The 11,887-nt window shown below is 60.4% G+C and carries 12 protein-coding genes and 1 pseudogene; 3 read left to right on the forward strand and 10 right to left on the reverse strand.

Translation table 11 applies throughout. The features are described from left to right. Positions 1-183 precede the first annotated feature (183 nt). The 7 genes from HHJ06_RS02965 to HHJ06_RS02995 all read right to left on the reverse strand — a co-directional run bounded on the left by HHJ06_RS02965 (position 184) and on the right by HHJ06_RS02995 (position 6,760). Positions 184-879: a FadR/GntR family transcriptional regulator gene (locus tag HHJ06_RS02965; RefSeq protein WP_215427451.1), complete on the reverse strand. Its 696-nt coding sequence runs from the start codon at positions 877-879 to the stop codon at positions 184-186. A 6-nt stretch (positions 880-885) separates the two neighbouring features. After that, positions 886-1,683 carry an ABC transporter ATP-binding protein gene (locus HHJ06_RS02970; protein WP_215427453.1) on the reverse strand — a complete coding sequence of 266 codons (798 nt, stop codon included), beginning with the start codon at positions 1,681-1,683 and terminating at the stop codon, positions 886-888. A gap of 99 nt (positions 1,684-1,782) precedes the next feature. After that, complete coding sequence (ilvC, locus tag HHJ06_RS02975) at positions 1,783-2,763, reverse strand: ketol-acid reductoisomerase (protein ID WP_215427455.1); 981 nt, start codon at positions 2,761-2,763, stop codon at positions 1,783-1,785. A 454-nt stretch (positions 2,764-3,217) separates the two neighbouring features. Beyond that, positions 3,218-3,745: a lipocalin family protein gene (locus HHJ06_RS02980; protein ID WP_215427457.1), complete on the reverse strand. Its 528-nt coding sequence runs from the start codon at positions 3,743-3,745 to the stop codon at positions 3,218-3,220. Further along, positions 3,742-4,608: a TIGR01777 family oxidoreductase gene (locus HHJ06_RS02985; protein WP_215427458.1), complete on the reverse strand. Its 867-nt coding sequence runs from the start codon at positions 4,606-4,608 to the stop codon at positions 3,742-3,744. The genes HHJ06_RS02980 and HHJ06_RS02985 overlap by 4 nt, the downstream gene beginning before the upstream one ends. 411 nt (positions 4,609-5,019) lie before the next feature. After that, positions 5,020-5,697 carry a hypothetical protein gene (locus HHJ06_RS02990; protein WP_215427460.1) on the reverse strand — a complete coding sequence of 226 codons (678 nt, stop codon included), beginning with the start codon at positions 5,695-5,697 and terminating at the stop codon, positions 5,020-5,022. Between the two features lie 76 nt (positions 5,698-5,773). Further along, positions 5,774-6,760, reverse strand: coding sequence for a hypothetical protein (locus HHJ06_RS02995; RefSeq protein WP_215427462.1), 987 nt, complete (start codon positions 6,758-6,760; stop codon positions 5,774-5,776). A 42-nt stretch (positions 6,761-6,802) separates the two neighbouring features. Between HHJ06_RS02995 and HHJ06_RS03000 the strand changes: the two genes are divergently transcribed. Beyond that, complete coding sequence (locus HHJ06_RS03000; protein WP_215427464.1) at positions 6,803-7,108, forward strand: hypothetical protein; 306 nt, start codon at positions 6,803-6,805, stop codon at positions 7,106-7,108. 31 nt (positions 7,109-7,139) lie between these two features. Next, entirely contained in the window at positions 7,140-7,634 is a 495-nt protein-coding gene (locus HHJ06_RS03005) for a YbhB/YbcL family Raf kinase inhibitor-like protein (protein WP_215427467.1), read from the forward strand. Between the two features lie 9 nt (positions 7,635-7,643). Here HHJ06_RS03005 and HHJ06_RS03010 read toward each other — a convergent pair whose 3' ends face one another. Then, positions 7,644-8,828, reverse strand: a complete 1,185-nt coding sequence (locus tag HHJ06_RS03010) for a DUF418 domain-containing protein (RefSeq protein WP_215427469.1) — start codon at positions 8,826-8,828, stop codon at positions 7,644-7,646. A 236-nt stretch (positions 8,829-9,064) separates the two neighbouring features. On the opposite strand from HHJ06_RS03010, the pseudogene HHJ06_RS03015 reads away from it, so the two are divergent. Continuing rightward, positions 9,065-9,601: pseudogene (locus tag HHJ06_RS03015) on the forward strand (AAA family ATPase); the annotation flags it as partial. Here HHJ06_RS03015 and HHJ06_RS03020 read toward each other — a convergent pair. Both HHJ06_RS03020 and HHJ06_RS03025 read right to left on the reverse strand, forming a co-directional pair. Beyond that, positions 9,486-10,712, reverse strand: a complete 1,227-nt coding sequence (locus HHJ06_RS03020) for a hypothetical protein (protein WP_215427686.1) — start codon at positions 10,710-10,712, stop codon at positions 9,486-9,488. The pseudogene HHJ06_RS03015 and the gene HHJ06_RS03020 sit on opposite strands and share 116 nt — an antisense overlap. Before the next feature lie 114 nt (positions 10,713-10,826). Beyond that, a complete protein-coding gene (locus HHJ06_RS03025; protein ID WP_215427471.1) occupies positions 10,827-11,864 on the reverse strand; it encodes a threonine aldolase family protein in 1,038 nt (345 codons plus the stop codon). Between the last annotated feature and the right edge of the window lie 23 nt (positions 11,865-11,887).

Below are 11,887 nucleotides of genomic sequence, written 5' to 3' on the forward strand. Positions count from 1 at the left end.
GTTTGCGGATGTAAAGAAAAAGTTAAAAATCTTAATCACCCTTAATAAATTACGAGCACTCTTCCCTCCCTTTCCGGAGTGGTGTCCGCTTCCCGCAAAAACGGCGTCCTCCATCACGCGGAAGACGCCCGGACTTCCTGGCGCCGAATCAACTGCCGGATCAAGCGGCAAAGCACACAGCCATCAGGCGCGGAACTGGCCGCTTATGCTGACAGTGTCAAATTCCACGATCTTCACAATGATGTTTTCCGCGGTGTCCGCCTCCCGCTTCCGGATGGCATCCAGCAGGTCGTCATGCAGCTTCATGGCGCCGGTGTCATATTGCTTCTCCTCCAGCAGCCCTTCCAGATTCTCCTGCACATGGCGGACAACCACGTTGTACAATTCCGCCAGCACCGGGTTATGCGTGGCGCGGGCCACGGCGGCATGGAACAGCATGTCGTCCTCAATGCCCGGCCTTACCCTGGCATGGCAATCCCTCAGGGAGCTTTCCAGCTCCTTCAAATCCTCCTCCGTCCTTTTAACGGCGGCCAGCCGCGCAATCTCCTTTTCCAGCGCCAGGCGGGCCTCCAGAATCTGGGGCAGTTCCGATTCCTTCAGGCGGTTGCTTACCGCTACGGCAAACCGGTCCGACGCCATCACGTAGGTGCCGTCTCCGGGCCGCGCTTCCAGCATTCCCATGTGAATCAGGGATTGCAGGGCTTCCCGGATGGTATTATGGCTGACGGAGAAGGCCCGCGCCAGTTCCGGCTCTGCGGGAATGCGGTCCCCCACCTTCCACTTGCCGGAGCGTATCATGGATTCCATGGCGGTGAGCACTTGGCGGGACAGAGACACCCTTACAGGCTTCTTCAACTCCATTTTCTTGGCTTTCTTCATGAAAAGTTAACGGATAACGGTCCAGAGGCGCCCCTTTTCCGTCTTGATCAGCTGGATATCCAGCTCAAAGGCGTCTTTCAGGTTTTCCTCCGTCAGCACCTCGTCCCGGCTTCCGTGCGCCACAATCTCGCCGGACTTTAAAATCATGCCCCGGTTGAAGACGGGCAGAATGTCCTCAATGCGCTGGGTGATGAACACGATGGTCAGATCAGGCCGCGTCTCCGCCAGCTCCTCAATGGTGTTCAGCAAGAATTCCCGCCCGGCCAGGTCCAGGTAAACGCTGGGCTCGTCCAGGATCATCAGCTCCGGGTTCGTCATCAGGGCGCGTGCAATCAGCACCTTCACCTGCTCCCCGGAAGACATGGCCACCACAGGCCTGTCCATCAGATGCTCCGCCTTCAGGGATTGCATGATCCCGGCGGCTTTTTCCTCCTCTTCCGGCGTAGGCTCTCTCAGCAGGCCGATCGTCCCGTCGGGGCCGGAAAGCACCATGTCGCGCCCGCTCCAGGCTCCGTCCTCCAGCCATTTGTGCATGAACGGACTCACCCATGCAATGGATTTGCGCAGTTCCAGCAGGTTCACCTGCCCGAAGGTCTTGCCCAGCACCTGGACCTTGGCGCCGAAGAGAGGCCAGGCAAACCCCATCAGCACCTTGACCAGCGTCGTTTTCCCGGCGCCGTTCGCGCCCAGGATGAAGCAGCGTTCTCCGCGCTGCACCTGCCAGGAAATATTGTGCAGGATTTCATGTCCGCCCAGAAACACTCTGGCGTTCTCCACATTGACGGCCGGGAGGGAATTGTCCATAAACTGAAAGATGGCGGGCTTCCGGGGGAAGTCCGGGTTGTATGCGGGCCGTTCCTCCGGAATACGGCGGAACGGCCCGTGAAAGAGTCAAAAGAAACCTTAGTTCCTTTCAAACAGGCTGCGAATCTTGGCGCCCACGATTTCCACCGGGTGCTGGCCCAGGGCTTCGCGCTTGGCCTTGAGGTTGGGCGCGCCCTTGGCGGCTTCTTCCAGCCAGTCCTTGGCGAACTTGCCGGATTCAATGCGCTTGAGGGATTCCTTCATGCGTTCCTTCACATCGGCGGGCAGGATCTGCGGGCCGTTGTAGTATTCACCGAATTCAGCGGTGTTGGAAATCACGGAATTCATCTTCTGGATGCCGCCCGTGTAAATCAGGTCCACGATCAGCTTGGCTTCATGCACGCATTCAAAGTAAGCCATTTCCGGCGGATACCCGGCTTCCGTCAGGGTTTCAAAGCCGTACTTCATCAGGTCCACAATGCCGCCGCACAGCACGTTCTGTTCACCGAAGAGGTCTTCATACGTTTCCTGGGCCATGGTGCATTCTAGCACGCCGCCGCGGGTCAGGCCTTCAGCCTTCGCCATGGCAAGGGCCACGTTGCGGGCATTGCCGGAGGGGTTCTGGTGCACGGCGATCAGGCCGGGGCAGCCGAAGCCTTCTTCAAACACGCGGCGCACTTCCGTGCCCGGGCCCTTGGGGGCCACCATGATCACATCCACGTCCGCGGGAGGAACGATGGTGTTGAACACGTAGGCAAAGCCGTGGGAGCAGCAAAGCGTCTTGCCGGCCTTCAGATAGGGCTTGATTTCAGCTTCATACACGGCGCCGTGGCTTTCATCAGGCAGCAGAATGTGGATGATGTCCGCCTTGTCGGCGGCTTCAGCTACGGTCATCACCTGGAAACCGTCCTGGGTGGCGGCGTCAAAAGACTTGCCGGGGCGAACGCCGATAATCACGTTCACACCGGAGTCACGCATGCAAAGAGCCTGGGCGCGGCCCTGGGCGCCATATCCGATCACGGCAACGGTCTTGCCGTTCAAAGCGCTGAGATCAGCGGCGTTATCATGAATAATATCCATTGTTACTCCTTCTTTAAGTAGAATTCATCCAAACATCCAATGTTTGGATGAATGACAACATAGCCGTCCGCGGGACGATTGCAAGCGCTTTTAACCGGATAGCCGCGTTTTTTAAAAGATGTGGACGGAGAAGAGGCAACAGGGAAAAAGTTTGAAAGGCCAATGAATCACCCCCCGGTTCCCGGCAGAGCAACCATCAGAGGACGCGGCGGAAGGACTGTTTTCCCACGGTTTGAACAAAACACGGCCAACTGGGAGAAGGTTTGATTCGTTCATCTTCCAGATTCCCCGGCACCGCGGGCTTCATGCTTCGCATTCCGTCCAACCGGGCACGCCCGGCTTCCCGGCCTTCACAGTTGTATTTCCCCGGAACGGAGCGAAGGCGTTTTTCCCATAACGGAACACAGCTTTTCCATCAAGCTGCCGCTTCTTCCCGGTTCACGGACTGCAACCCTCACAAATCCCGCCCCACGGCATGCTCCTGGGAAGACGGGGAATTGCTGTAAATCAACTGGGAGGTATCGTACCCCAGTTCCTCCGCGCAATGAAGCATGGGCTGAAGTTCGCCGTCATCAAGCTGCGGCCTCCGGGCCAGCAGCCACAGGTAATTGAGGGAGCCGCCGGAAACCACGGCGCGGCTGTAATCCTCATCCAGAAAAGCCACTTCATACCGTCCGTACACCAGGGGCACGAAGTATACTTTCAAATGGTTGGGGGCATCCGCCACCACGGCCCGCGCATGAGCCTCCTTCCGCTCCCCGGTGCGGACGTCATAGCCGCTGTTGGTAACGGAAACGGTGCCGTTTTCTCCGTGGTCGTACCGGGCCGTCACCTTGCGCAGCCCGCGCTCAAACCAGTTTTCCAGACGGGCAATTTCATGCCAGTCCCCCAGGTAACGTTCCAGGTTGAAATCCGGCATGGGAGCCGTCTTGACGGAATGGCCGGGAAACAGTGAAGTGAAGATGGTTTGGATGATGCTCATGATTTGTCGGGGAATGCCTTGTTGAAAAAAGTGCGGATATCCGGATATTGAAATTCAAATCCCTCCCGCAGCAGCGTTTCCGGCACGGCGCACTGCCCGCGGGTAATCACCTGGGAAGCCTCCCCCATCAGCAGGCGCAGAACGGCGTCCGGCACATGGATGGACAGGCGGGTGTGGAAATGCTCCGCGGCGGCCTTGTAGAATTCGCGGTTGGTGGTGCGTTCCGGGGCCGTCACATTGACCGGGCCGGAGATGTCTCCCTTCCCCATGATGAAGATCAGGGCGTCCACCAGGTCCTCCAGGGCCACCCAGGAGAAGGAATGGTCCGGGTCCCCTACGGAAGCCGTGATGCCGAACCGGGCGGGCCTCACCATTCTGGGCAGGACTCCGCCATCCGGGGAAAGAACCACGCCAAACCGGGTGCGGACCAGCCGCACGGAGCCGTTCACCAGCTCAGCCTCCTTTTCCCAGGCCAGGCATAATTCCGCCAGAAAGGAATCCGCCGTTGGGTCATCCTTCTCACCATGGCACCCGGACGGGCTGTAGTACCCCACGGCGGAAGTGGAAATCATCACTTCCGGCGGCTCATGCAGGCGGTTGACCGCTTCCACCAGCTTGCGGGTGGTCATGATTCTGCTTTCCACCAGCTCCTTCTTGTAATCATCCGTCCAGCGCCGGTCGATGGGCGCCCCGGCCAGATTGATGACGGCATTGCACCCCGCCAGGGCTTCTGCCAGGCAGTCCACGCTGTCCTGCGTGAAGAGGTAGCGCCACAAGGGCGTGACCTGGTGCCCCAGCACCGCCAGGCGGCTGGATAAATGGCTGCCGATAAATCCGCTGGATCCCGTAATGGCTACATTCATGACCTTGAATTCAGATAACGTCCATTTCCGCCGCCGCATTCCGGCATACTGCCGGAAACATCCTGCACGGAAACGGACAACCTTTAACGGATAAGACATTTCTTCCGCGCCCCTCCGTTCAGCGGAGGACGTACTTTGACAGTCCACCGCCTCCGCAACGTCTCCCAGCACCGGATTCCGCACGCGGCCCGGGAAAAGGGAACCTGGTTTCCGCCCACCTCATTTATGCAGGGAAACGCCCCTGCAACCACTTTCTCAAGAACAAACCATCATCCTTCACCACTCCCGCAGTGACCGTCATTGGTGCGGGGCCGCAGGTCCCTACCCTCTGCAATTTCATCCGCAGCCTTTCGCACTGTCGTGCGCGCAATTGAGCAAGCGTCCCCCCGGCACGCCGGAACGGGGGCGGCCTCAAGCCGGGCCGGAGATGGAAAAGTCGTCTTCTTCCCCTTCTTCGGCAAATTCATGTTTGAGCATGAAGAGGCCGCACACGTTCATCAGCACGCAGGTGACGTAGAGCTTCACGGGGGCCATGACAAAATCCAGCAGCAGACCGGAAGGAAGGTTCAGGATCACCCATCCTCCTGCGCCAATGGCGGCAAGCACCCCGGCATAGGCCAGGGGCGCCCTCCGGACCAGCATCCACCAGCCCACGGGTGAAAGCCCGGAAAAACTTTCCAGAACGGCTGTTCTCATGAACGCTCCCGGGAAGTACACCGCCCCCGCCGCAATGAAAAGCCAGGCCAGGGGGCCGTCCAAATCCCAGTCCGCCACGTTCAGGTAAATAACCAGAGGCAGGGAAGACACCACCATGCACGCCACCAGTTGAATGAAAGGCATCATCATGCTGTCCAGCCAGTCCTCCAGCTCCGGGAAAAGGCAGATTTCCTCCTCACCCATGGCGGACTGCTGCACCATCTTCATGAAAAAGACGCCCATGAAGGGCAGCAGGAAGCAGAAATTGGCAATCAGGCCAATGAGGGAAGCCCATGAAGCCAAATACATGGCCCATATAATAAGCACTCCAAAAATAAACACCATGGGGCGCCCCCGGAAAGGGTAGCCCAAAGAAGAGAGGTAGTCGGACATGCGGAAATGTTAGATAAGCTACCCCACACCGTCAACGCCTTATTCCATCTCTAACAAAAAAGTTTATTCCTCCCTTTCAGGAATAAAACGCCTCCACCGCCCGCGCCATGCGCTCCATGTCCTGCGGACCGCAGCGCTGGTCCACGGGCAGCGGCAGCAGATGCAGCGCCAGCTTCCATTCCAGGCTGTCCGCCGGAGCCCGTTCCAGTACCTCCGGCCACAGCAGGGGAACCAGGATGCGTTCATCAATCAGAGCGTTTCTCAATTCCGGAAAAGCCGTCCAAAACGGATAGCAGAAAGGCCCGGACACGGAATCAAGGTCCACGGACAGCCGGTTCAACGGCCCCAGCCTTTCGTGCAGAAACCGGAAGTTCTCCATGCGCCGGAGCCTTGCCCGCTCATAGTCAATGCCGCCAATCAAACGTTCCGTCAAACGGGACATCCTGCGCAAGGGGGCGTTCCGCAAACGCTCCTCGTTGCGCCCGCAGGCCGCAGACGCCCCCTCCGGCCCATGTTCCAGCCATTCCAGCAGGAAGGCGGCGTCCGGCAGGGATTCATCCCGTTCCTCCGGCTCCGGCAGCGGATCCCCGGCCCCCATGACGGCAATACCCCCGTCCGGCAGCCCGGAAAATTTGCGCGGGCTGTACAGGGCGCACGCCCCGGAACGCGGCGGGGAATACAGGGCCAGCGCATTGTCCACAATCAGCCTCCCTCCATACCGGGAGGCCAGCAGGTCCACATACTTCTCCTTGATGCCGAAGTAATTTGCGTACAGCAGGTATTCCCCCTCCTCCAGTTCCGGCAGCTTCTCCAGCTCCAGGCGTTCGTCCAGGCGGTAAAAGACGGCGGGCACCCGGAGCCGTTCCATCGGTTCCAGCGCCGCCGGGCACGTATACAGGGGAACATGGACGCGCCGCACATCTCCCAGACGGCGTAGGATATGCTCCAGTGCGCGCCTGCCGGAATTCACGGCTACGCTCCGGCCAGGATGCCATTGCGGGAAATTGCCGTATTCCGGCAGTTCCAGACCGAAAAAGCCGCCTATGTCCGTCCGCCCTTCCATGCGCCATGCATACTACATCCGCCTCTTAAAAGAAAGCGCCATGTGGAACGGCCCCGTGCCCGCCATGGCGGAACAGCGCGGGAACGGTTGAAAACGGAGCGGCCTCCCATCGGCTTCATGCTCCCGGAACACTGGAACAAGGGCAAGATACAGCGTTCCCCTCAATCCCTCCCCGCCCTTCCCGGCGGTTTGAGAAGGGATGCGCCCGCTCCCGCACCGGGGGGAGTGGCAGAACACGGCCGGGAAGAAAAAATCAAAGGGGAATGGATCGCAGGCATGCGGGAAAAGACGCCGGGCGCCCAGGCATCAGGCTACCTCCGCAACGCCTCTCAAACCGTCGCATTTTGAACGGATGCCCCGGGAATGGACTCCAGACCTTATGCCTTCATCATTCACACTTCACAGCAAGGACCTGGGCGGCGTCGCCACGCCTGTCAACCGGCACACCAGCATTGGAGGAGCCAATCAGTCCCCCCAGCTCTTCTGGACCAATCCGCCGGAAGAAACAAAGAGCTTTGCCGTCACCATCCATGACCGTGACGCGCCCACCGGAAGCGGCTTCTGGCACTGGCTGGCCGTCAACATTCCCGCCTCCGTCCGGGAACTGCACGCGGATGCCGGAAACCCGGCCACCCGCCTGATGCCGGAACAGGTTGTCCAGATCCGCAATGACGCCGGATTCACAGGCTACAGCGGCAGTTTCCCGCCCCCGGGCCACGGCTGGCACCTGTACCTGGTCACCGTTTACGCGCTGGATACGGCTTCCCTGCCGGTAACGCCGGATACGCCTGCCGCCCAGGTGGGGTTTCACCTCTGGCAGCACACGCTGGAAAAAGCGTCCCTTGTCTTTTACGATCAGGTTCCGGCCAAATAGTCCGCGCTTTTACCGGGCTTCCCGTTTGGCGGCCTTTCCGGCATCCATCCAGGTGGCCCGGTGCCACCATCCTTCCAGCACCCCGTAGCGGTGGCGTTCCAGCCACCAGCGGCAGAACCATATCTGCGCCGCCATGGCGGCGCAGCCGATCACAAAACTGGCCAGGTACCCGCAATAGGGGGCCAGCCCCAGCGCATACGGGAAGAAGATCAGGGAGCCGATCATGGACTGGGAAACGTAGTTGGTCAGGCTCATGCGCCCGTAGGTCAGCAGCGGCACCGTCACTTTCCGGAAATATTCCAGCCGGTACAGCAGGACGAATCCGGCCACCCACAGGCCGGTAAAGCAGACGTTGTGCCACATGCTGAACACGGTATGCAGCGGAGCAGGCAGCCCGGGAAGGGACATCACCACGTAAAACGCTACGGCCCCGGCCAGGGAAAGAAGCAACCCGCGGGTCCAGAACACGGCATTTCCGTCATTCTGCAAAAAGAAATCCTGCCTTCCCAGCACAAAGCCCAGCAGGAACAGGCCCGGGGCCTGCATCAGGCGCCCGGCTTCAATGCCCCACGCCAGGCTGGCCCACTGGCCCACGGTCAGGTTCTCCCTGGCCATCACCCAGAAGTTGCCCGTATCCACCGCGGCTTTCAGGGAGGCGTATGATTCCGCCACGGACAGGGAGGGCGGCGCCCAGCCCGGATTTACCCACTGCGCTGCCGCATACGCCCATTCCAGGGGCTGCGCCAGGAAGAACAGGGACAGGAGCACCAGCGCGGAGGTTTTCAAGCGGCGGCACGGCACCAGCAGAAGCCCCGCAATGGCGAAGGTCAGCAGCACGTCCCCTCCCGGAAAGAACATCGCGTTCAGGCAGGCGAACACCACCAGCAGGCACATGCGCCAAACGAACCTGCCCGCAAAGTCCCGTCCCTTCCGCGCCTGGTTGCGGTACTGGATGGCAAAGGTGAACCCGAACAACAGCGCGAATATGGTGTAGGACTTTCCGGCGAACAGGAAGAAGAAGACCTCCTTGAACTGCTGGTTGGCCGCCTCCATCACCGGGGAGGAAGCCACGGGGTAGGAATTGTAGATGAAATGCTCCAGGAAATGCAGCAGCATGATCGCCATCACGGCAAAGCCGCGCAGGGCGTCCACCACATAAATACGTTTGTTGTCCGGAGAGAGTACGGGATCCATGGCAGTGATATTACAGCGCGGGAAGCGCCTTTGTTTCAACAGAAGCAACGTTACACCACGGCAAAGCCGTTTACAGCAAAATCCGCGCCGGACTTCTTTTCCTTCATATTCCTGAAAATTAACAGGTCCCGCCTTTTCTGCTTGCGGATTACCGGACGCATGGAGTAAGTTCACGCAAAACTCTAACAACTCCCCGGGCTTTTTTCCAAAAAGCCGCGGTCATCCGGCAGTTCCCCATGAATACCCTCCCCTCTCTCTCCCAGGAAGAACTCGGCCATGCCGTAAGAAAGCTTGACGCCCTGGCCGCCGCCATGAACCAGGTGCTGTTCGGCAAGGAAGACCTCATTGAACTCGTCCTCATCGGCGTGCTGGCGCGCGGCCACATCCTGCTGGAAGGGCTGCCCGGCCTGGGCAAGACGGAACTGGTCAAGGGGCTCTCCAGGGCGCTGGCCCTCACGGCGCGCCGCGTCCAGTTCACGCCGGACCTGCTGCCCGGGGACATCACGGGCACTCCCGTCCTCCAGGAAATGAACGGGGCAAAAACCTTCGTCTTCCAGGAAGGTCCGGTCTTCGCCAACATCATGCTGGCGGATGAAATCAACCGCGCTTCCCCCAAGACCCAGTCCGCCCTGCTGGAAGCCATGCAGGAGCGCCGCGTCACCGTGATGGGGGAAACCCATGCCCTGCCGCATCCCTTTTTCGTCCTCGCCACCCAGAACCCCATTGAACTGGAGGGCACCTTTCCCCTGCCGGAAGCGCAGCTGGACCGCTTCCAACCATATCAAGCTGCTTGCGCTCCTCCATGCCAAAAGTCAGGGGAGCGTCTCCGCGCCCGCGGCTCACGCCTCCGGAGCCCGGTTCAGTTCCATCCCCCTCTCCGTTCCCGGACTTCACCACGGAATTCTCATCCGGAGACGCCATCAGGGACATGCCGCACTGCCCGGACATGCTCCGCAGCTGCTGGGCGGCGCGTTCCAGCTGCTCCTTCAGGCGGCGGGCCGTCTCCGGGTCAATCTGCCGGGAAGGCAGGGAGGCCTGCAGCTCCTGAAGCTGGCGGCTCATGATGCCGCCCGGCTGAAGCGGGAGAGACTCCATCCCCTTCAAGGCCTCCTGGAGGGACTGCATCGCCTCCGGGCTGGACGCGCCATTCCTGCTGTCCAGCAGGGACAGCGCGGAATCCGCCTGGTACATCTGGTTGGACAACCCGGCAACGGCCGCCGCCGTCTTCCCCTTCAGGGCGTCCGCCGCTTCCAGCCCCGCGTGGGAATACAACTCATTCCGGGACATCTGCTTCAAATCCTCCAACTGCTCCCGGAAAGGCTCCAGGCTCTTCCCGTCCACACTCTCCATCTCCGCCATGCGGTCCAGGGCTTCCTCCACCTGGGCCAGGACGGGCGGCAGATCCGGAAGCTGCTGCACAACCTGCTGAACGGGCAGCGGCAGAAGAGCCCCGCAGGCCATCAGCGCCGCGCCTCCCGCCAGCCAGCCCAGGCACCGCACGGAGCGCACACGGAGCACGGGCTTCCTCCTTACGGCTTCTCCGGAACTCTCTACGGAATTCCCCCATTCCTCTCCGGCGCTCAACGCCGCGTGCAGTCCCATCTGTTCATCCAGAAAAGCCGCCGCATCACGCCTGCTGAAAAAACGTCCCCGGAGCCGCATCCAGCCCCATGCCGCCAGAAATAAAACAGCGGCGGAAAGGGAAATTCCCGCCAGCCAGCCCCAGTCCTCCCCCAGCCTGCGGCCGCCGTACCACGCCATCCCCACCACCGCCCCGGCGGCAAAAAAGGGGATGCAGAGGCACTCCACCGTTATCACGGCATTCAGCAGCCACTGCAAGCGGGAAATCCGCCCCTGCCATTCCTGTCGCACTGTTAAGGACATAGACGCATCATGACTTATCCTTTGCGCCCCGGAAAGACAAAAAATACTTCTCTGCAAACGGACGCGGAAAAGCCCCTCCCCGTACCTTCCGGCATCTCCGGCAGGAGGGGAATTTCAGCACAGGCGGGCGATATCCTCCATCAACTCCCGCACGTCTTCCTCCCGTGTGGCCCAGCTGGTGCAGAAACGCACCGTGCTGTGGGTTTCATCCACCCGGCGGAGGTAGGCAAAGCCGTACTTCTTCCTCAATTCATCCAGAACGGAATCGGGCATCGTGACAAACTGCTGGTTCGTTCCGCTGGCAACGGGAAGCACAAGCCCTCTGGAACGGCAGAAATCCCGCAGCATCACGGCCAGGCGGTCCGCATGGGCGGCCAGCCGGAAATAAAGGCCGTCCCGGAACAGCTCCAGAAACTGGATGCCCAGCAGCCTCCCTTTCGCAAGGCGGCCGCCCTTCTGCTTCATGATGTAGCGGAAATCCTCCTTCAGGGCATCATGGCGCAGGACCAGGGCTTCCCCGAACAGGGCGCCGACCTTGGTGCCGCCAATGTAAAAGGCGTCGCAGAGGGAGGCAATCCCCGGCAAATCCAGATCATTGTCTTCATCACACAGGCCGTAGCCCAGGCGCGCGCCGTCCATGTACAGGTACAGTCCCCTGCGGCGGCAGACATCGGAAATCTCTTCAAGCTCTCTCCGGGAATAAATGGTCCCCAGCTCCGTCGGCTGGGAAATATAAACCATCCGGGGCTGCGGCATGTGCTCATGGGTCTCGTCGTCCCAATGGGCATGCCATGCCTCCTCAATCTGCCGGGCCGTGAGCTTTCCGTCCGGGGTGGGAATGGCGGAAACCTTGTGGCCGCAAGCCTCCACGGCGCCGGATTCATGAACGTTGATATGGCCCGCATCCGCACACAGCACGCACTGATGGGGGCGCAGCGCGGCCGCAATCACCGTGAAATTGGTCTGGGTTCCGCCGATGAGGAAATGAATATCCAGGTCCGTCCTGCCGCACAACCCGGCAATCAGTTCCCTGGCCTGCGCGCAATAGGGGTCCTCCCCATACCCGGCGGTCTGTTCCATATTCGTTTCCGCCAGTCTGCGGAGAATATCCGCATGGGCGCCCTCACTGTAATCACAGTTGAAAAGAATCATTGCCTTCCTGAAAAACGCGGGGA

Origin of the sequence: Akkermansia muciniphila, from assembly GCF_018709685.1 — a bacterium.
GTDB lineage: Bacteria > Verrucomicrobiota > Verrucomicrobiia > Verrucomicrobiales > Akkermansiaceae > Akkermansia > Akkermansia muciniphila_E.